At 67.7% G+C, this 19,107-nt stretch carries 18 protein-coding genes; 14 read left to right on the forward strand and 4 right to left on the reverse strand.

Annotated features, from left to right (window positions below):
• The 11 genes from H7U20_RS25130 to H7U20_RS25180 form a co-directional block, all read left to right on the forward strand.
• Nucleotides 1-475, forward strand: a 475-nt coding sequence (locus H7U20_RS25130; RefSeq protein ID WP_199761882.1) for a hypothetical protein, incomplete at its 5' end; no start/stop codon positions are given.
• Between the two features lie 142 nt (nucleotides 476-617).
• Nucleotides 618-1,298: a type VI secretion system contractile sheath small subunit gene (tssB, locus tag H7U20_RS25135; protein ID WP_199761883.1), complete on the forward strand. Its 681-nt coding sequence runs from the start codon at nucleotides 618-620 to the stop codon at nucleotides 1,296-1,298.
• Between the two features lie 47 nt (nucleotides 1,299-1,345).
• Complete coding sequence (gene tssC / locus H7U20_RS25140) at nucleotides 1,346-2,902, forward strand: type VI secretion system contractile sheath large subunit (RefSeq protein ID WP_199761884.1); 1,557 nt, start codon at nucleotides 1,346-1,348, stop codon at nucleotides 2,900-2,902.
• 74 nt (nucleotides 2,903-2,976) lie between these two features.
• Complete coding sequence (locus tag H7U20_RS25145) at nucleotides 2,977-3,459, forward strand: type VI secretion system tube protein TssD (RefSeq protein WP_199761885.1); 483 nt, start codon at nucleotides 2,977-2,979, stop codon at nucleotides 3,457-3,459.
• A gap of 3 nt (nucleotides 3,460-3,462) precedes the next feature.
• The gene (tssE, locus tag H7U20_RS25150; RefSeq protein WP_199761886.1) at nucleotides 3,463-3,942 is read left to right on the forward strand and encodes a type VI secretion system baseplate subunit TssE; all 480 of its coding nucleotides are present in this window, start codon (nucleotides 3,463-3,465) and stop codon (nucleotides 3,940-3,942) included.
• Nucleotides 3,939-5,855, forward strand: a complete 1,917-nt coding sequence (gene tssF, locus H7U20_RS25155; protein ID WP_199761887.1) for a type VI secretion system baseplate subunit TssF — start codon at nucleotides 3,939-3,941, stop codon at nucleotides 5,853-5,855. The genes tssE and tssF overlap by 4 nt, the downstream gene beginning before the upstream one ends.
• Nucleotides 5,828-7,096: a type VI secretion system baseplate subunit TssG gene (gene tssG, locus H7U20_RS25160; protein ID WP_199761888.1), complete on the forward strand. Its 1,269-nt coding sequence runs from the start codon at nucleotides 5,828-5,830 to the stop codon at nucleotides 7,094-7,096. The genes tssF and tssG overlap by 28 nt, the downstream gene beginning before the upstream one ends.
• Nucleotides 7,093-9,045, forward strand: coding sequence for a type VI secretion system tip protein TssI/VgrG (gene tssI, locus H7U20_RS25165; RefSeq protein WP_199761889.1), 1,953 nt, complete (start codon nucleotides 7,093-7,095; stop codon nucleotides 9,043-9,045). The genes tssG and tssI overlap by 4 nt, the downstream gene beginning before the upstream one ends.
• Nucleotide 9,046: 1 nt before the next feature.
• Nucleotides 9,047-9,721, forward strand: coding sequence for a toxin-antitoxin system YwqK family antitoxin (locus H7U20_RS25170; protein ID WP_199761890.1), 675 nt, complete (start codon nucleotides 9,047-9,049; stop codon nucleotides 9,719-9,721).
• 9 nt (nucleotides 9,722-9,730) lie between these two features.
• Complete coding sequence (locus H7U20_RS25175) at nucleotides 9,731-9,973, forward strand: hypothetical protein (protein ID WP_199761891.1); 243 nt, start codon at nucleotides 9,731-9,733, stop codon at nucleotides 9,971-9,973.
• 1 nt (nucleotide 9,974) lies between these two features.
• Entirely contained in the window at nucleotides 9,975-10,982 is a 1,008-nt protein-coding gene (locus tag H7U20_RS25180) for an eCIS core domain-containing protein (RefSeq protein ID WP_199761892.1), read from the forward strand.
• A 57-nt stretch (nucleotides 10,983-11,039) separates the two neighbouring features.
• Here the strand turns inward: H7U20_RS25180 and H7U20_RS25185 are convergent, their stop codons facing one another.
• The 4 genes from H7U20_RS25185 to H7U20_RS25200 all read right to left on the reverse strand — a co-directional run bounded on the left by H7U20_RS25185 (nucleotide 11,040) and on the right by H7U20_RS25200 (nucleotide 15,666).
• Entirely contained in the window at nucleotides 11,040-11,666 is a 627-nt protein-coding gene (locus H7U20_RS25185) for a hypothetical protein (protein WP_199761893.1), read from the reverse strand.
• A 258-nt stretch (nucleotides 11,667-11,924) separates the two neighbouring features.
• A complete protein-coding gene (locus H7U20_RS25190; protein ID WP_199761894.1) occupies nucleotides 11,925-12,788 on the reverse strand; it encodes a hypothetical protein in 864 nt (287 codons plus the stop codon).
• Nucleotides 12,789-13,001: 213 nt separating this feature from the next.
• On the reverse strand, nucleotides 13,002-14,333 hold the full coding sequence (locus H7U20_RS25195; protein WP_199761895.1) for a carbohydrate porin: 1,332 nt from the start codon (nucleotides 14,331-14,333) through the stop codon (nucleotides 13,002-13,004).
• A gap of 31 nt (nucleotides 14,334-14,364) precedes the next feature.
• The gene (locus H7U20_RS25200) at nucleotides 14,365-15,666 is read right to left on the reverse strand and encodes an NRAMP family divalent metal transporter (RefSeq protein ID WP_199761896.1); all 1,302 of its coding nucleotides are present in this window, start codon (nucleotides 15,664-15,666) and stop codon (nucleotides 14,365-14,367) included.
• Nucleotides 15,667-16,220: 554 nt separating this feature from the next.
• On the opposite strand from H7U20_RS25200, the gene hmpA reads away from it, so the two are divergent.
• The 3 genes from hmpA (at nucleotide 16,221) to H7U20_RS25215 (ending at nucleotide 19,067) form a co-directional block, all read left to right on the forward strand.
• Complete coding sequence (gene hmpA / locus H7U20_RS25205) at nucleotides 16,221-17,399, forward strand: NO-inducible flavohemoprotein (RefSeq protein ID WP_199761897.1); 1,179 nt, start codon at nucleotides 16,221-16,223, stop codon at nucleotides 17,397-17,399.
• Between the two features lie 264 nt (nucleotides 17,400-17,663).
• A complete protein-coding gene (locus H7U20_RS25210; protein ID WP_199761898.1) occupies nucleotides 17,664-18,023 on the forward strand; it encodes a translational machinery protein in 360 nt (119 codons plus the stop codon).
• Between the two features lie 54 nt (nucleotides 18,024-18,077).
• The gene (locus H7U20_RS25215; protein ID WP_199761899.1) at nucleotides 18,078-19,067 is read left to right on the forward strand and encodes a zinc-dependent alcohol dehydrogenase family protein; all 990 of its coding nucleotides are present in this window, start codon (nucleotides 18,078-18,080) and stop codon (nucleotides 19,065-19,067) included.
• Nucleotides 19,068-19,107: the final 40 nt, after the last annotated feature.

A 19,107-nucleotide genomic window follows, 5' to 3' on the forward strand; every position in this document is an offset into this window, starting at 1 on the left:
CGAGGCGCCGGCGGCGCCGGCCCATGCCGGCGGCGCCGGCGCGGCCGGGCCGGCGCGGCAGCCGCTGCAGCAGCGCCTGTATCCCAACCTGCGGCCGGTCGGCTTGGACCCGAACGCGCGGGAGCAGGCTTTTTCGCTGCACGAGTGGTATGGCAGCTACGGTATGCGCGGCAGCGGCGGCCGCGGCCTGTACGTGCCCAACGCGCGCTACGTCTTCGTGCGCACGCAGGGCGGCGAGACCTTGATGCATCCGCGCCTGCGCCATCCTGCGCTGGCGCGCGGCGAGCCGGTGCGCTACGCCGGCGAGGCCTACTTCGAGAGCGGCGCGCTGCGTTGGTGGAGCAACGCCTCGGGCCACTACCGGCCCGACCCGCAGCACGCGCCGCAGGCCGGGCTGCCGATGGCGCTGTTCCGCAGCTGGGACGACGTGGTGCGGCGCGGCACCCGGCCCGCCGGGCCGGCGCCGGGCAAGTGAGGGCGGCGCCGTCGGCCGCCGGTTGGTGTTGGCTGTTTTGCCGTACTGGTTTTGTATGCGTATTTAGTTGTGCCTTCGTATCCGGCGCCGGTGCCTGTTCCGACGCTCCTGTCCACCTGTCTTACAGTTAAAGGAGTTTGCGATGTCTAGCGAAAGCAGTCAAAAGTGGTTAGAACGGAACCGCCCGCCGCGCGTGCAGATCTGCTACGAGGTCGAAACCGGCGGCGCGCTGAAGAAGCGCGAATTGCCGCTGGTGGTCGGCATCCTGGCCAATCTGGAGGGGCGCGAGGATAGCGATGTGCGCAAGCTGACCGACCAGCGCTTCATCGAGATCGACCGCGACAACTTCGACGGCGTGATGGAGAAGATCGGGCCGAAGCTGGTCTTCGGCGAGTTCAAGACCCGGCCCGGCATCGCCACCGGCCAGATCGCCTTCACCAAACTGGACCACTTCGAGCCGGGCCACCTGGTCGAACATGTCGACGGCCTCAAGGAGCTGTACGGCCAACGCCAACGCCTGCGCGACCTGATGGCCAAGATCGACGGCAACCGCGACCTGCACGACGCCCTCACTTTGGAGCTGGACAAGACCTCCGGCCAGTTCGGCGGCTGGGTCGAGTTGGCGGCGGCCAAGCCGGGCGACAAGGGCGCCGCCGTCGATCCCGCCGGCTTGACGCCGGAGGCGCTGGCCGGCCTGGCGCCGGAAGCGCTGAAGGCCGCCAGCGACGAGCAGTTGAAGGCGCTCAGCGCCGAGCAGAAGGCCGCCCTCACCGAGGCGCAGAAGGCCGCCCTGTCCGACGAACAACGGGCGCTGCTCGGCTAGCTTGACAACATACACAGGACGCCGCGGCGTCCGCGAGGAGAATTGAGATGGCAGACGAAGTGGTAGACAACAAAACCGGCACCATCAGCGCCGAGAGCAAGGCCGTGCTGGACAAGATCATCAAGGACAGCAAGATGGTGCTGGACCCGAGCAACGCCGAGGCGATGGACGCCGCCGCCCACATGCTGCGCGAGTTCGCCCAGCAGGCGGCGGCCAACAAGATCAAGTCCGACGAGAAGAAGGGCATCCTGAAGGCGCTGGGCGACGCCGTCGCCAGGCTCGACGAGGAACTCAGCAGGGGCCTCAACGAATTGATGCACGCGCCGGAGTTCCAGCGCCTGGAGAGCACCTGGCGCGGCCTGCACGGCCTGGTCAAGAACAGCGAGACCGGCGAGCGGCTCAAGCTGCGCCTGCTCAACGCCAACAAGGGCGACCTGTTCGACGACCTGACCAAGGCGGTCGACGTCGACCAGAGCCAGTTGTTCAAGAAGATCTACGAGGAGGAGTACGGCACCTTCGGCGGCGCGCCCTACAGCATGCTGGTGGCCGACCTGAGCATCAGCCGCAGCCCGTCCGACATGATCCTGGTGAAGGAACTGGCGCGGGTGGCGGCGATGGCCCACGCGCCGCTGATCGCGGCGGCCGATCCGGCCCTGTTCGACCTGGCCGGTTTCGGCGACCTGGGCAAGCCGCGCGACCTGTCGAAGACCTTCGAGGCGGCCGACGCGGCCGAATGGCGCGCCTTCCGCAACAGCGAGGATTCGCGCTACGTGGCGCTGACCCTGCCGCGCTACCTGCTGCGCCTGCCGTATGGCGAAAAGACCCGCAAGGTCACCCAATTCACCTTCGAGGAATTCGGCGCCTTCAACTGGAGCTTCGACGCCGACGGCCTGGCCGTGCCGCCCACCGACGGCGACGCCAACCGGCGCCACAACGCCTACCTGTGGGGCAATCCGGCCTACCTGCTGGCGCAGCGCGTCACGGCCGCCTTCGCCCGCTACGGCTGGTCGGTGGCGATCCGCGGCGTCGAGGGCGGCGGCGCGGTGGAGGACCTGCCTGTGCACACCTTCAACACCGGCGAGGGCGACCTGGTGATGAAGTGCCCGACCGAGGTCACCATCACCGACCGCCGCGAGAAGGAGCTCAATGACCTGGGCTTCATCGCCGTGGTGCACAAGAAGAACGAGAACCTCGCCGCCTTCTTCGGCGGCCAGACCGTCAACAAGCCGATCAGCTACAACACGGCGCTGGCCAACGCCAACGCCGCGCTGTCGTCCAAGCTGCCGTGCATCCTGGCGGCGTCGCGCTTCGCCCACTACATCAAGGTGATCATGCGCGACAAGATCGGCAGCTTCGCCACGCGCGACAACGTCGAGACCTACCTCAACAACTGGATCGCCGACTACGTGCTGGTCAACGACAACGCCTCGCAGTCGCTGAAGGCGCAGTATCCGCTGCGCGAGGCGCGCATCGACGTCACCGAGGACCCCAACAAGCCGGGCGTGTACAAGGCCACGGTGTTCCTGCGGCCGCACTTCCAGCTCGAGGAGCTGACCGCCTCGATCCGCATGGTGGCGGAATTGCCCGCCTCGGCCGGCGCCTGAGCCGGCCGGCATGGCGCTACCACACAGGGCGCGGCCGTGGCCGCGCCTGATATTCAACCTTGGGGAGAACTGACGTGGATGTAATTATCTTGGATATGCCTGGTATCGGCGGCGAGTGCCAGTTGAAGGATTACGTGAGCAAGATCGAATGCCTGTCCTTCAGCCACGCGGTGGCGATGCAGATGACCAGCGACGTGAGCAACAAGGAGCGCACCTCGGGCAAGCCGAACGTGCAGGACTTCACGCTGTCGAAGTACCTCGACGTTTCCTCGCCGGTGCTGAACCAGGCGTGCTGCGAAGGCCGCAAGATCGGCGAATGCAAGGTGACGGTGGGGCGCAACGAGGGCGGCGCGGTGATGCCGATGATCGTCTTCACGCTCAAGGAGGTGCTGATTTCCAGCGTCAGCGCGGCATCCTCGGGCGGCGACAAGCCGGCCGAAACGCTGACCCTGAACTTCACCGCGATCCAGTGGGACTACACGGCGCAAAACACCGATTCCACCAAGCAGGGCAACGCCCCCGGCAAGTGGGACATGAAGACCAACACCGCGGCCTAAGGCATGGCCGATCTGGACCTGTTGCAGGGCGCCCGCGCGCCCCTGTTCGAGCGCTTCGGCGGCGACGCCGCCGAAGCCGGTTTCCTGCCGTGGCGGCCGGGCCGGCGCGACGGCCTGGAGCTGGCGCTGTCGGCGCTGGAACGCTCCATCGGCGCCGAGCTGGCGCGTCTGCTCAACACCCGCTGCGCCGCCTCGATGGCCCAGCTGGCCGAGCGCGAACGCACCGTGCTCGATTACGGCCTGCCGGATTATTCGGCCTATTACACCGGCAGCCTGGACGACCGGCAGCGCTTGACGGCGCTGGTGCGCTCGACCATCGTCGCCTTCGAGCCGCGTCTGCGCGATGTCGACGTCGAGCTGGCCTTGCCCGGCCACAGCCGCCAGGCGCTGGACGTGACGGTGCGCGCCGGGGTGATGCTGGAGGGCCGGCTCGAACCGGTGGCCTTCCAGGTCGCCGCCCTGGCCGAGAAAGGGGCGGCATGATGCGCAGCGGCGGCGACGAAATGCTGGACTACTATCAGCGCGAGCTGGACTACCTGCGCCACGCCGGCGCCGAATTCGCGCGGCGCCATCCGCAGGCGGCGGCGCGGCTGGAACTGGGTGGCGCCGAGTCGCCCGACCCGCATGTGGAACGGCTGCTGGAGGCCTTCGCCTTTTTGACCGGCCGGGTGCGGCGCGAACTCGACAGCGAATTCCCCGAGATCGCCAGCGCGCTGCTGGAGGCGCTGCTGCCGAACGTGACGGCGCCGCTGCCGTCGATGACCATCGTGCAGCTGGCGCCGGACCACAAGCAGGGCCTGGCCGCCGCCGGCCGCACCATCGAGGCGGGCACGCCGCTGCACGCGGCGGCGCGGCGCGCCGAGGCCGGCGGCGAGGAGATCAGTTGCCAGTTCCGCACCTGTTATCCGCTGACGGTATGGCCGCTGCAGGTCGACTACGCCGGACTGGAGGCGCCGCATCTGCACCGCGGCCTGGCCGAGCGGCCGGAAGTGGCCAGCGTGCTGCGCCTGCGGCTGCGCTGCGGCGCCGGCGCCAGCTTCGGCGCGGGCGAGGGCGCCATCGCGCCGGACAGCCTGCGCTTCCACCTGCATGGCGATTGGGACCGCGCCGGGCCGCTGTACGAACTGCTGTTGTGCCAGGTCGCCGAACTGCTGCTGGTGGCGCCGGACGGCGACTGCGCCGACGCCATGGGCGGCGCCGGCCAAACGGCGATGCGGGCGGGCTGGCGCGAGGTCGGCTACGCCGCCGACGAGGCGGTGCTGCCGGCCGCCGGCCAGGCCCACCCGGCCTACCGCCTGCTGCAAGAGTTCTTCGCCTTCCCGCGCAAGTTCCTCTTTTTCGAGGCGCATAATCTGGCCGCGCGGCTGCATGCGCTGAGCGCGCCGGCCGGCGGCATCGGCGACAGCGTCGACCTGCTGTTCCTGCTGAACGGCCAGGCGCCGTCCGGCCTGCGCGTCGGCGCCGGCGATTTCCTGCTCGGCTGCACGCCGGCCATCAACCTGTTCCCACGCACCAGCGAAACGCTGCGGCTGGACCAGCGCAGCGTCGAATACCGCCTCAGTCCCGACGCGCGGCGCGAGGCCAGCACCGAAATCCACAGCATCCTCTCGGTCGACGCCAGCTATGCCGACGGCCAGCCGGCCATGGCGCTGGCGCCTTACTACGGCTTCGGCCTGGCCCGCCCCGGCGAGGCGCCGCTCGACCACCACACGGCTTTATGGATGGCGCGCCGGGTGCCGGCCGCCGCGCCCGGCATGGGCGGCACCGAAATCCAGCTGTCCTTCGCCGAACTGGATCACCACCCGAGCCTGCCGCACGCCCCTCTGGTGTCCGCCCGCACGCTGTGCACCAACCGCGAACTGGCCGCCACGATCCGCCCCGATCCGCCCGGCGGCGCCACCTTCCTGGCGGCGCCGGCGGCCGGCGTGCTGCCGGTGCGCTGCCTGTACCAGCCCAGCCGCCAGCAAAGTCCGCCGCTCGACGGCGGCCAGCTGTGGCGGCTGGTCTCGCTGCTCCACCTGAACCAACTGACGTTGGAGCAGCTGTCGGCCGAGCCGGAGGCGGGCAGTCTGGCCACGCTGCGCCAGTTGCTCGAACTGTGCGCCAGCGTCGGCGCGCCCGGCGGCGCACGACATATCCGCGCGCTCAGGCGGGTGCAGTGCCGCCCGGTGGTGCGGCCGGTGCGCGGCGGGCCGGCGCCGGGCTTCCGCCGCGGCTTCGAGATCACCCTGGATCTGGCCGACGGCAATTACGGCGACGGCACGCCGCTGATGCTGGCCGCCGTGCTGCAACGCTTCTTCTGCCTGTACACCCCGATCAATTCCTTCGCCTGCGTCAACGCGACCCACGGCGAAGAGAAAGTCAAAGCATGGCCCCCCGCGACCGCCGCCTGTTGAGCGGACCGGCGGCGCAGCTGCTGCGCCGGCCGGCCGACTTCGACTTCTTCCAGGCCGTGCGCCTGCTGGAGGAGGCGCGCCCGGAAACGGTTTCGCTGGGCACCGGCAGCGAGCCGCGACGCGAGGCGGTGGCCCTGCGCTCGGCCATCGGCTTCGAGTTCCCGCTGGCCGATCTGATGCAGGCGCACGGCCCGGACGCCTACGAGCGCACGGTGCTGGAGGTGGCCTTCATGGGGTTGGCCGGCGCCGACGGGCCGCTGCCGGCGCCCTACACGGAGCTGGTGCAGCAGTGCGCCCGCGCCGACGGCGGCGTGGCCGGCATCGATCCGCCGCCGCGCTACGGCCCGGACGACGACGCCCGCGACTTCCTCGACATCTTCAACCACCGTCTGTTGTCCTTCTTCTACCGGGCGCGCAAAAAGCACCGGTTGGCGCTGGGCGCCTCGGGCGAGGCGCCGGTCGAGCGCATGTTGTACCGTCTGATCGGCTTCGGCGAGGGCCTGACCCTGCCGTGGTTGCGCCGGCCCGCCGCGCTTGGCGTCGGCGTCGGCGTCGGCGCCGGCCAGGGCGCCGCGCCGGCGGCGGTGGCGCCGGCCGCGCCGGTGGCCAGCCGCATGCTGCTGCGCTATGCCGGCCTGCTGGCCTGCCAGAGCCGCTCGATGGCCGGCCTGCTGGCCATGCTGGCCGACGCCTTCGCCGTGCCGGTCGAGGGGCAGGAGCATCGCGGCCGCTGGCTCGACATCGAGCCGCGCTTCCAGAGCGCGCTGGGGCCGCATCATGGCCGCAATTGCGCGCTCGGCGTCGACATGGTGCTCGGCGCGCGCGCCTGGGAGCCGGACGGCGCCATCGGCCTGCAGCTCGGCCCGATGGACCTGGAGCACTTTCGTTCCTTCCTGCCGGGTGGCGCGGCGCACGACGTGCTGACCTTCCTGGTGCGCTTTTATCTGCGCCAGGACCTGGATGTCCAGATCACGCTGCTGCTGACGGCCAGCGACGCCGAACTGGATCGCGCCGCACAACTGAACAGCGGCCAGTTGGGCTGGACCACCTGGTTGCGCCAACAGCGCGGCGCCAGGCAGGCCGTGGCGAGCGGGCCGCCGGCGCCGCGGCCATCCGCTGCGCCGACAGCATCGGCAACAGCGGCAACAGCGGCGGCAACGGCGGCGGCAGCGCTGGCGCCGCCGCAGCACCGCACCAGCTTCGCCTTGCCGCGCTGGGCCGCCGGGCGGGAGGCGCCATGAGCGGCGACGTCCTGGCCCTGGGTTTCAGCGGCGCCGGCGGCAAGCTGACGCTGGTCGGCCTGCACGGCGAGGAGGCCATGGGCGAGCTCTTCGTCTATCATCTGGAACTGTTTTCCGCCGACGCGGCGATCGATTTCTCCAGCGTGGTCGGGCAAAGCGCCAGCGCCAGCGTCACGCTGGCCGACGGCAAAAAACGCTACTTCAGCGGCGTGATCAGCCGCTTTGTGCAGGCCGGCGGCCTGCCGGGCGGCGCCAGCTACCGCGCCGAACTGCGGCCCTGGCTGTGGTGGTTGCTGCTGGAAGTGGACGCCCGCATCTTCCAGCAAAAGAGCGCGCCGGAGATCATCACCGCCCTGTTCGACGAATTCGGTTTCAGCGACTACCGCAACAGCCTGAGTGGCAGCTACAGCACGCGCGACTACTGCGTGCAGTACAACGAAAGCGCCTTCCACTTCGTCTCGCGGCTGATGGAAGAAGAGGGGATTTTTTACTACTTCGAACACGCCGCCGGCAGCCACACGCTGGTGTTGTTCGACGGCGGCGGGGAATATCCCGCCTGCACCGGCCTGACCAGCGCCCACTATCAGGAAACCGGCATCAGCCGCGACGCCTTTGACCTGGTGTACCGCTGCGAAGCCGAACAGTGCGCCGTGCCGGCCAAGTTCGCCAGCGGCGATTTCAGTTTCCAGACGCCGGACGCGCCGCTCAGCGCCGCCGCCGAAGGCAAGGGCGGCCGCATGCGCGTCTACGAATACCCCGGCGGCTATGCCGTGGCGGCCGACGGCGGCACCTTGGCGACGCGGCGCATGCAGTCGCTGGCGCAGGGCCGCCAGGCCATTCGCGGCGACAGCAGCTGCCGCGCCTTCACCGCCGGCCACCGTTTTGCGCTGGCCGGCCACTACCGCGCCGATCTGAACGCCGGCTATGTGCTGCAGCGGGTGCTGCACAATCTCAGCCACGACAGCTACAGCAACAGCTTCGACGCTTTTCCGCAGAGCCTGCCGTTCCGTTCGCCGTTGCGCACCTCGCGTGCGCGCATCCTCGGCACGCAGACGGCGACCGTGGTCGGCAAGGCCGGCGAGGAGATCTGGACCGACAGTTTCGGCCGCATCAAGGTGCAGTTCCACTGGGACCAGCGCGGCAAGAACGATGAGAACAGCTCCTGCTGGATCCGCGTGGCGCAAAGCTGGGCCGGCAAGGGCTGGGGCAATTTCTTCCTGCCGCGCATAGGCCAGGAGGTCGTCGTCAGCTTCCTCGACGGCGACCCGGACCGGCCGCTGGTCACCGGCGCCGTCTACAACGCCACGCAGACGGTGCCGGAGCCGCTGCCGGCCAATCAGACGCGCAGCACCATGCGCAGCCGTTCCAGCAAGGACGGCAAGGCCGGCAACGAGCTGCGCTTCGAGGACAAGCTCGACGCCGAGGAACTGTATCTGCACGCGCAGAAGGACATGAACACGGTGGTCGAAAACTGCCGCAGCACGCGGGTGGTCGAGGGCAAGGACAGCCTGGCGGTGGAAAAGGGCGAGCGCAGCGTCAACGTCAAGGGCGACGAGGAGCACGTCAACCAAGCCAATTTCACGCACAAGGTGACGGGCAACTTCACGCATCAGGTGACCGGCAACTACGAGTTGAAAGTGGATGGAAATTTAACCATCACGGTTGCAGGTAACATCAGCATCAAGACCGACGGCAGCTTCAGCTGCGAGGCCGGCACTTCGCTCAGCAACAAGTCCGGCACCAGCTTGGCCAACAATGCCGGCACCACCTTCGCCAACAAGGCCGGCACCAGCATGAACAACGAGGCCGGCACCTCGCTGGAGAACAAGGCCGGCACGACGATGGTCAACGAGGCCGGCATTTCGCTGACCAACAAGGGTTCCGCTTCGCAGACGGTCGATGGTGGCGGCATGCTGACCTTGAAGGGAGGGATCGTCAAGATCAACTGAGATGAGCAGCGTGCCCCCGCCATCGCCGCCGGCCGGTATCGTGCCGCCGAGCCCCGTCGCCAGTCCGCTCAACGGTCAGGTGGAAAGCCATACGCCGCAAGGCGCGCTGGCCAGCCGCGCCCAGTTCGTCGGCGGTTTGTTGGACGGTTTGCTGGTGCTGTACGACGAGATGCAGCGGCCGAGCCAGCGCGCGCTGTACCGGCGCGGCCTGCAGCACGGCAGGACGCAGTTGTTCGGCGACGGCCACCTGCTGGCCGAGGTCCAATACTGCGACGGCCTGCGCGAGGGCCTGAGCTGCACCTACGACGACGCGGAGCAGATCAGCAGCAAGGTGCAGTACGTCGCCGGCCGCCAGCACGGCGCCGCCAGCTACTACTATCCCGACGGCGCGCTGGCGCGCAGCGCGCAATTCTTCAACGGCCTGGCGCACGGCGAGCAGCGCGATTACAGCCCGGCCGGCAAGCTGCTGATGGTGACGCCTTACGTCAACGGCAAGCGCCACGGCGCGCAAACGCGTTTCCATCTGAACGGCGCGCGCCAGGAGGTGATTCATTTCAAGGACGGCAAGCCGGTGGGCGAGCCGGTTCTGTATAACGAACAGGGCGAGCCGATCGGCGCCGCGTCGGCCGGCGAGCCGCCGCGCCGATCGCTGCTGGCGCGTCTGATCGAAGGCTAGGAGCAAAAAATGGAATATCGATTTTCATTCAACAAACGCATGCTGGTCTGGCTGGGCGTGGCGCAGTTCCTGCTGTTGGCGCTGTGCTTCGCGATAGGGCTGGTGTCGGGACAGTATCGCAGCCACCAGGCGGCAGCGGCGCTGCCGTCCGCGCCGGCGACCACGTCGCCACATTCGCCGGCGACACCGCCGCAGGCCCAGGCGTCGGGCAAGATCAAGAGCGGCGGCATCGCGCTCAACGAGGGAGAGTGACATGGCCAATTCAAGGGGTGTACTGATTCAAGCGCATTTTGTACACGGCATCGTCGGCGCGCCGTCCTCCGGCGCGCGGTCCGGCGCCGTGCAGCGCCGCGCCGACGCCAACATCATACCGCTCGCCGCCGGCCAACTGCAGCTGGCCGGCAGCGTCGGCCGCGCCCTGCCGGACTCGGTGCAGCGCAAGATGGAGGCCTTCTTCAAGGCCGATTTTTCCGACGTGCGCATCTACCAGGGACCGCAGGCCCAGTCGATCGGCGCGCACGCCTTCACGATGGGATCGAGCATTTACTTCGCGCCGGGCCAGTATTCACCGGACACGGCGCGCGGCCAGCAACTGCTGGGCCATGAGCTGACCCACGTGCTGCAGCAGCGCGCCGGCCGGGTGCGCGCGCCGCAGGGCGGCGGCACGGTGGTGGTCAACGATCACGGGCTGGAGGCCGAAGCGGACCGCATGGGCAGCCGCGCGGCCGCGTTTCGTCTGCCGCCGGTGCAGGCCAAACTGGCGCCGCCCGGCATGCCGCAGCGCGCCCAGCAGGCGGTGGCCTTGCAGGCGCGCCAGGCCGGCCACAAGTTGGTGATCGGCGCGTACATGCACCAGGGCGCGGCCGGCGCCGGCGCCCCGCCCGACTTGGCCGGCCACGCCTTCGTTTCGCTGCAGGGGCCGGCCGGCGGCCGTCAGACCTGGGGCTTCTCGCCGGAGAACTACAGCCGCTACGACCCGCGCAAGGATCTGGGCAAGCTGCGCGCCGGCGTGCCCGGCGTGGTGCACCGCGACGACCAGGCCTTCTCCAAGCCGGGCGTGAAGACGCGCAGCTATGCGCTCAGCCCGGCCCAGGCCAAGGCGGCGATGGCCAAGATCGACGAATACCGCACGCGCCACTACAGCTTCAGCGCGCAGTCGCGCCAGTGCACCACCTTCGCCAGCGACGTGCTGCGCGCCGCCAACGTGGCCGGCGCGCCGGCCAGCCGCATGGCGCCGGCGGATTTCTACCGCAAGATTTGAGTCTGCCTAGAGTTGCGCGCGGTCGATGTCAAAGGGAGGCCGCAAGTCCGGCCTCCCTCATTTGACGACGATGCGGGCCCAGACATAGGTGACGGATGCGCCGGCATACGGCAGCAGCGCAATTTGGGCGACCGATAGCGCAGTATTTTTTTCGACATGGCCAATCTTGAAAAGAGCCTCTTTTTCTTTTTTATAGCCTTCCGGCGGCGTATCGCTGCATTCTTTTTTGCTTAGATATTCGGCGTCGATCAAAGACATCTCGTTCAACGTTACTAGTGCGTCGCCTCGCTGCGGGTAGGACGAATGGCGGTAAATATCGCTGTACTTGAAACGGAGCAGCGTATAACGGGCGCTCTTGACATCGTAACTGCCCAAGTAGACCCAGGCGAAACTGCAGTCCACGCCGGCCGCCGGAACGATTTTCCCCTTCGGCATATTACCCTCCGACGCTTTACCGATGGACGCGCCGTACGCGAGCACGCCAACCATCAAGACGAGAAATACAGACATTTTCGCGGCGACCGGAGCATTCCAAAAGAAGTAGGCGGCGATGAGCGAAATACAGATGATCGACAAGGCCAGAATTCCCAATGGACTCGCGGATGCCTGTTGAATAATGGACGGTAAAGTCTCGACGAATTTCAAGATGAGCTCCAGCAAGCCCTCGTGCGCGATATTGGACATTGTTTTCCTTTTCTATCCAGATAAATCCGTTTTCGAACACCGCCGGGGTCAACAAACACCGCCGGGGTCCACCGCCGGGGTCAGCACCGCCGGGGTCAGTGCCGACATTCGTACACGAACCCAGCATTAAAAAGTTCGGCGGAAAGGCTAGGGATGAGGTCGTGTCCGAATGTCGGCACTGACCCCGGCGTTCCTTACCCCGGGGTTTTGATACTACGCTTGGACTCTTGACCATGCGTTGCTTCCTTGGCTGCTTTGCTATTTTCGTTTGGAGAGCTCGGCGACGCGGCGCAGTTGTTCGCCGATCGGCGCCATGTCGGCGCTGAGCTTGGTTTGCACGGTGGCCAACTGCTTGCCCAGCGCGGCCAGCGATTTGTTCAGGTTGTCGTTCATCTCCTTTTGCAGCGCGCCGTTCTGCACGGCGCGCGCGCCGCTTTGGTCGAGCGCGCGTTTGCCCTGCGCCGCCAGCTGCGACTCGAAGTCGCTCAGTTGTTGGCGCAGCTGCGCCAGCGCCTCGGCGGACTGTTGCAGCGCCAGCTCCTGCCGTTGCGCCGCCGTCTCCAATCCTTCCTGGCGCGGACCGATGATCTCCAGACCCTGACGCAGTTGTGCACCGATGCCGGCCAGCGCCGTGCTGTCGGCCAGCAGTTCGCGGAAGGCCTGGGTGCCGCGCTCGACCTGCTCGGCCAGGCGCCGCGTGTGGTGCATGGTCTCCATCTGTTCGTTGCGCTGCTTGTCGTGCAGATCGAGATTGACGGCCACCATGTCGGACAAGGTGCGTAGCTGCAGGTTGAACTGCGCGACGATGCGTTGGTTGAAGTCGGCGATGACTTCGCCGAGCGCGGCGGCCAGCTGCTCCAGGCTGTGCTGGCTCAGCTGCTCGCCAAGGGCGAGGAAGTCGGCACGCAGCGCGTCGGCGGCGGCCAGTTGCGCCGCGTTGAAGGCGTGCTGGTTGCTGGTGTGGCGGTCGATTTGTTGGGTGAGTTGGATTTGCAGCGCGAGCAGGGTGCTGCTCTGCTGGGCCGACAGCGTCAGGCACTGGCGCTGGAAGCGCCACAGCGCCAAGCCAAGGCCGATCAGCACGATCATGGTCAGGACGGCGATAGCATTGGCTAGGCTCATTGACGATCTTTCTGCAAGTCGGTGCGGCGGCGTTGTGTGTGCCGTCTTGCCGCATAGCGCCGCTGTGGCGGGCGCTGGGGGAGCTGTCTATTTTAAGGCTGTCTTGTCAATTTTGCCAGCCTTGCCGCCAGCTTGTGCGAGCGGATCGCACACGCCCGACGGCGCCCGTTGCGGGCGCGCGTCGGCGGGCGCACTGGCGCGTGGAACTGCGGCTTAGAACTCGGCGTGCAGGCGCATGGCGTAGATGTTCACCGGACCGCGCGCGCGGTTGTAGGCCGGGTTGTTGGCACGCTGTAGATCGAGGCTCAGGCTGAGGTGCTGGTTCAAATGCGCCGAGTAGTAGGCTTCGACGATTTTCTCGGCACCGTAGCTAAGGCCACCGTCGCCGATCAGGATGCCGATGCCGCCCTGGCTGAAGTAGCCGCGCGCGGCGTGCGACAGGCCGTTGGCGACGGCGGCCACGCCGACGCTGTCCTGCGGCCGGCCCCAGCGCGCGCCGCCGACCACGGCGCCCAGCGACAGCGAGCGGTTGATCTCGGTGAACTCGTAGGCCTCCTTGCCGCCGTCGTTGACGCTGGCGCGGGCGAACAGGCCGACGTCGCCGTCCAGTTCCTGCTCCAGGTTGAGCGCCACGCCGCTGCGCCAGGCGCTGCGGCGCACCTGCGCCAGGTCCGGCACGCCGCCGTCGCGCCGGGCCAGCCGCACGGCGTCGTCGTAGCGCGCCATGTTGGCGTGGTTGGCGAAGCCGAGCAGCTTGATTTTGCCGGGGTGCTCGCGCCATTGGTAGCGTTGTTCCAGTTCGGCCACCAGCATGTAGGCCTTGCTGTCGACGCTGGTGATCTTGCCGTTCGGTTCACTCGACAGCTGGAACAGGCCGGCGCGCGCGCTGCGCGTGCCCCGGTTCCATTCCGCCGCCAGGCCGTAGCTGAAGCCCCAGGCGTCGGCGGCGTAGTCGAAGGCGCCGGCGTCGATCACCGACCAGTTGAGGAAATCGCCGCGCGGGTCGTGGGCGTAGCGGTTGCCGTCAAAGATGTCGGTGACGGAGAATTTGCCGAAGGTGACGGTGACATTGTCGCTGGCCTGGCTGCCGGCCAGCACGTTGGCGCCGCCGGCCAGCGCCTCGCGCTCCTCGCCGAGGGCGAACACGCTGCGCACGAAGGCGCGCGGCAGGCGCAGATAGGGCGTGTTGGCGCCGACCTTGTAGGCCTCGCCGCTGGGGAAGCCGGCCATGCCGACGGTGTTGGACAGGCCGAAGCCCTGGTCGATCTCCGGATTGATCCACAGCTCGGTGTTGCTGGCCAGGCGCAGGCCGGCGTACAGCGTGAGGTCGGTGGTCTGCTCGGTGCGGCCGTGGCCGTCCAGGCTGTTCTGGCCCTGGTAGGGCGCGTCGAAGCCGGAGTGTTTTTGCGTGACGTTGGTCAGTTGGCCGTGCAGCGCCCAGGTTTGCGGCGCGATGGTTTCGTCGGCGGCGGCGTGGCCGGCGGCGCCCAGCAGGCCGGCGGCCAGCTGCAGCATCAGTGGGGTGGTGTATTTTTTGCGGGTCATCGGGTGTGGTCCTTTCTGATGGTGTTCTGTTTTAGCCTTGGCCCAGCGTGGCGAACATGGCGACCACGGCCAGCGCCATGGCGCCGGTGGCCAGCCAGCCCAGCCACTTCAGGCGGCGGGTGATGACGAAGCGGCCCATGACGGCGACGCGCGCGCTCATCAACATCATCACGGCCATGATCGGCACCGAGATCACGCCGTTGACCACGGCGCTCCAGTACAGCGCCTTGATCGGATCGATCGGCATGAAGCCGAGCGCCACGCCGGCCAGGGTGGAGACGGCGATGATGGCGTAGAAGCGCTTGGCCATGGCCGGCTTGTGCTCCAGGCCCTTTTTCCAGTCGAAGGCGCCGGCCATGGCGTAGGCGGCCGAGCCGGCCAGCACCGGCACGGCCAGCAGGCCGGTGCCGATGATGCCGGCGGCGAACAGCAGGAAGGCGAACTCGCCGGCGATCGGACGCAGCGCCGTGGCGGCGTCGGCCGAGGTCTGGATGGTGTCGATGCCGTGCGCGTGCAAGGTCACGGCGGTGGTCAGGATGATGAAGAAGGCCACCAGGTTGGAGAAGCCCATGCCCAGCGCGGTGTCGATGCGAATGCGGCGGAAGCCGGCGCGGGCCTGCTCGGGCGCCTCGATCAGCGGCTGGCGGCCGGGCGTGGCCTGCATCTCTTCGACTTCCTGCGAGGCCTGCCAGAAGAACAGGTAGGGGCTGATGGTGGTGCCGAACACGGCGACCACGGTGGTGATGGTGGCGGCGTTCCACTCCAGCTTGGGCGCGATCAGGGCCAGGCCGACCTGCGGCCAGGAGATCTGCACGGCGAACGCCACGCCGACATAGGCCAGCAGGCCGAGAGTCAGCCATTTGAGCAGGCGCACGTAGCGGCTGTAGGGTACGAACACCTGCAGCAGCAGCGAGACGATGCCGAAGCCGGCGGCGTACAGGTGGGCCGGGCCGCCGGCCAGCAGGGCCAGCGCGTCGCCCATGGCGGCGACGTCGGCGGCGATGTTGATGGTGTTGGCCGCCAACAGCAGGCCGACAATGGCGTACAGCAGGGCGCGCGGGTAGTGCAGGCGGATGTTCCCGGCCAGCCCCTTGCCGGTGACGCGGCCGATGCGCGCGCTGATGATCTGGATGCCGACCATCAGCGGGTAGGTGAAGAACATGGTCCACAGCAGGTTCAGGCCGAACTGGGCGCCGGCCTGCGAATAGGTGGCGATGCCGCTCGGGTCGTCGTCGGCGGCGCCGGTGATCAGGCCGGGGCCGAGTTTTTTCAGCCAGCTGCGCAGGGGACGGGCGGCCGTCAAGCCGGCGAAGGGGAGGAACGATTTTTGCATACTAATTCTCGCTACAAGGGATGGCCGAGGCGCATCCGGTCGTGATCAAGCGCCCGTCGGTAAGGACGGGCACGACGTGTTTGACTTGTGGCGTAGTGATACTGACGAACGACGCTTGCATCCTGACAGCCCATCGTGACGCCTTGGTGACAAGGCGCGCGGCCACGCGACACGCGCACGGCAAAACCGGCGCGCCAAGGCGCGGGCCACGAGGGGCGAAACCAGGAGTGAGAACTTGCAGCATCAGCGGGGCGGAAGTACTCCGGCCCGGTGGGACGCCATCATCCGCGAGGAGCAAGATGACGGCAGAAGAAGGGTTCTGCGTTTATCTTGTTCCGGCGGTGCCAGCTAGGCGCTGGCCACTACAATCACCTGAACAACTGCCCATGACGGGGCTCCATAAAATGAAAACATCGTGAATGTAAGTGTTTGGCCCGGCAAAGTCAATCCGTAAAACCCTGATGGCGATCTTCGGCAGGTGGTTGGGTCGCGCTTAACATTCATTTTAAATACATGTTAAGATGTGTTCCTCCACATATGAAAGGAAGCACGCCATGCTATCGACCGAACACCGCGCCATCGTCACCGCCACCGTCCCCATCCTGGAGCAGGGCGGCGAGGCGCTGACCCGCCACTTCTACCTGAAACTGTTCGCCGACTTCCCCGAGGTGGCGCCGCTGTTCAACCAGGCGCACCAGCAGAATGGCGCCCAGCAGCGCGCGCTGGCCAACGGCATCCTGATGTATGCCAAGCATATCGACCGCCTGGAAGAACTGGGACCGCTGGCCTCGGCCATCGTCAACAAGCACGTCGCGCTGCAGATCCTGCCGCAGCACTATCCGATGGTCGGCGCCAGCCTGCTCAAGGCGATCCGCGAGGTGCTCGGCGCCGAGGTGGCGAGCGACGCGGTGATCGAGGCCTGGGCCGCCGCCTACGGCCAGCTGGCCGACCTGCTGATCGGCGAGGAGGCCGGCGTCTACGCGCGGCATGAGGCGGCGGCCGGCGGCTGGCGCGGCGCGCGCCGTTTCCAGATCGCCGCCAAGGTCGAGGAAAGCAGCGAGATCACCTCCTTCGTGCTCAAGCCGGCCGACGGCGGCGCCGTGCTCGAATTCGCGCCAGGCCAGTACATCGGCCTGCGCGTGCTGGTCGACGGCGCCGAGATGCGTCGCCAATATTCGCTGTCGGACGTCAGCAACGGCCGCGACTACCGCATCAGCGTCAAACGCGAAGAGGGCGGCAAGGTCTCCGGCCACCTGCACCGGTTGGTGGTGGGCGACAGCGTCGAGCTGTTCCCGCCGTCGGGCGACTTCACGCTGCGCGACAGCGCGCGGCCGCTGGTGCTGATCAGCGGCGGCGTCGGCATCACGCCGACCATCGCCATGCTGGGCGCGGCCTTGAAGACGGGACGGCCGGTGCACTTCATCCACGCCGCCCGCCACGCCGGCGTGCACGCCTTCCGCAGCCAGGTCGACCATCTGGCGCAGCGCCATGCGCAGATGACGCGCCATTACTGCTATGCCGAGGCGAGCGAGGGCGGCGCGCAGCCGGATGCCGTCGGCCTGCTCGACCGCGCCCAACTGGCCGCCTGGCTGCCGGCCACGCGCGACGTCGACGCCTACTTCCTCGGCCCGCTGCCGTTCATGCGCGCCGTCAAGGGCCACCTGAAGGAGCTCGGCGTGCCGGAGGCGCAGACCTACTACGAGTTCTTCGGCCCGGCCAGCGCGCTCAATTGAGCCATCGATCCGACCATTTGATCTGATGATGGCAGGAAGGGCGGCGGCAGATCGTGGCGGTGCACGCGCGCCAAGTCAGGTTGGCGGCCGGCGCCGACCTGGCCAACCTGGTCAACAAGCCGGTGTCGATCTTGCGCCAGCGCAGATGGCGGGCGGGCATTTTCCGGAGAATTTTGATCTGCGTCAAACGCGACCGATGACTTGGCGGGGGGCGCAAGTTACATTGAGTGGCCAGAGTTGCTGGCGCTACCACGGAGATTGTTCATGTTATCAAACCATGTTGTTGCCTGGATCGACCACGCACAGGCCCATGTCATCCACTTCAATCCCGCGGCGGCCGAGACCGAGGTCATCAAGACTCATTCCAGCCACCCGCACAACAAGGCCAACAGCGCCGAAAGCGCGCATTACTTCAACGCCGTCGCCAGCGCCTTGAACGGCGCCCGCGAGATCCTGCTGGTCGGCCCCGGCTTGGAAAAGCAGGCCTTCATGAAGCACCTGGAACAGCATCACCAAGGCGTCGCCAAATGCGTGATGGGTGTCGAGACGGTCGATCATCCGACCGACGGCCAACTGCTCAAGTACGCCCGCAAGTACTTCCTCAAAGTCGATCAGATGCTCTGATCGATACCGGGGTAAGCCATGCATAGCCAGTTCAGCCTAGCGTCGGAGCGCAGCATGACCGCAATGCGGCTGGAGCAGCCCGGCCTGGGCCTGGTGCTGCGGCGCGTGGCGATTCCCGTGCCGGCGCCGCACGAGCTGCTGCTGCGCGTAAGTGTCTGCGGCGTTTGCCGCAGCGACCTGCATATCGTCGACGGCGAGCTGCCGGCGCACCGCCTGCCGCTGATTCCGGGCCACGAGGTGGTCGGCCATGTGGTGCAGGCCGGCTCTCAGGCGAGCGGTTTCGCCGTCGGCGAGCGGGTCGGCGTCGCCTGGCTGGGCGGCAGCTGCGGCCATTGCGCTTATTGCGGTGACGGGCGCGAGAACCTGTGCGACGGCGCCAGCTTCACCGGCTACCACCGCGACGGCGGCTATGCCGAATACATGGTGGCGGACTCGCGCTATGTGTTCCGTTTGCCGGAACGGTACGACGACGAACAGGTGGCGCCGCTGCTATGCGCCGGCTTGATCGGCTACCGCGCCTACGCCATGGCGGGGCCGGGCAAGCGCCTCGGCCTGTATGGCTTCGGCGCGGCGGCCCACATCATTGCCCAGGTGGCGCGCCACCAGGGCCGCGAGGTGTACGCCTTCACCCGTCCGGGCGACGTGCGCGCGCAGAACTTCGCGCGTCAACTGCGTGTCGTTTGGGCCGGCGGTTCCGACGAGCCGACACCGGAGGAACTCGATACCGCCATCATCTTCGCCGCCAACGGTGATCTGCTGCCGAAGGCGCTGGGCGACGTCGGCAAGGGCGGCAGTGTGATCTGCGCCGGCATCCACATGAGCGACATCCGGAGTTTTCCGTACGCCTTGTTGTGGGGTGAGCGCAGCGTGCGCTCCGTCGCCAACCTGACGCGCGCCGACGGCGAGGCCTTCTTCCGCATCGCCGCCGAGCTACCGCTGCGCACCCGCACCACGGCGTTCGCGCTGCGCGACGCGCAGAAGGCGCTGGACGCGCTGCGCGCCGGCGACGTCGACGGCGCCGCCGTGCTGCGCTGCCGCGACTGACTGGATGTGGCTCTGCATGACACAGCAGAATCGGTAAATA

Source organism: Rugamonas violacea (assembly GCF_016461825.1).
Taxonomy (GTDB): Bacteria; Pseudomonadota; Gammaproteobacteria; order Burkholderiales; family Burkholderiaceae_D; genus Rugamonas.

Excerpts from the sequence above, each read along its gene's own strand:
- tssG (WP_199761888.1), top strand. The coding sequence starts at position 5,828 with ATGGCCCCCCGCGACCGCCGCCTGTTGAGCGGACCGGCGGCGCAGCTG.
- tssE (WP_199761886.1), top strand. The coding sequence starts at position 3,463 with ATGGCCGATCTGGACCTGTTGCAGGGCGCCCGCGCGCCCCTGTTCGAG.
- H7U20_RS25215 (WP_199761899.1), top strand. The coding sequence starts at position 18,078 with ATGACCGCAATGCGGCTGGAGCAGCCCGGCCTGGGCCTGGTGCTGCGG.
- H7U20_RS25175 (WP_199761891.1), top strand. The coding sequence starts at position 9,731 with ATGGAATATCGATTTTCATTCAACAAACGCATGCTGGTCTGGCTGGGC.
- hmpA (WP_199761897.1), top strand. The coding sequence starts at position 16,221 with ATGCTATCGACCGAACACCGCGCCATCGTCACCGCCACCGTCCCCATC.
- tssB (WP_199761883.1), top strand. The coding sequence starts at position 618 with ATGTCTAGCGAAAGCAGTCAAAAGTGGTTAGAACGGAACCGCCCGCCG.
- H7U20_RS25190 (WP_199761894.1), bottom strand. The coding sequence starts at position 12,788 with ATGAGCCTAGCCAATGCTATCGCCGTCCTGACCATGATCGTGCTGATC.
- H7U20_RS25210 (WP_199761898.1), top strand. The coding sequence starts at position 17,664 with ATGTTATCAAACCATGTTGTTGCCTGGATCGACCACGCACAGGCCCAT.
- H7U20_RS25180 (WP_199761892.1), top strand. The coding sequence starts at position 9,975 with ATGGCCAATTCAAGGGGTGTACTGATTCAAGCGCATTTTGTACACGGC.
- H7U20_RS25185 (WP_199761893.1), bottom strand. The coding sequence starts at position 11,666 with ATGTCCAATATCGCGCACGAGGGCTTGCTGGAGCTCATCTTGAAATTC.
- tssC (WP_199761884.1), top strand. The coding sequence starts at position 1,346 with ATGGCAGACGAAGTGGTAGACAACAAAACCGGCACCATCAGCGCCGAG.
- H7U20_RS25195 (WP_199761895.1), bottom strand. The coding sequence starts at position 14,333 with ATGACCCGCAAAAAATACACCACCCCACTGATGCTGCAGCTGGCCGCC.
- H7U20_RS25170 (WP_199761890.1), top strand. The coding sequence starts at position 9,047 with ATGAGCAGCGTGCCCCCGCCATCGCCGCCGGCCGGTATCGTGCCGCCG.
- tssI (WP_199761889.1), top strand. The coding sequence starts at position 7,093 with ATGAGCGGCGACGTCCTGGCCCTGGGTTTCAGCGGCGCCGGCGGCAAG.
- tssF (WP_199761887.1), top strand. The coding sequence starts at position 3,939 with ATGATGCGCAGCGGCGGCGACGAAATGCTGGACTACTATCAGCGCGAG.
- H7U20_RS25200 (WP_199761896.1), bottom strand. The coding sequence starts at position 15,666 with ATGCAAAAATCGTTCCTCCCCTTCGCCGGCTTGACGGCCGCCCGTCCC.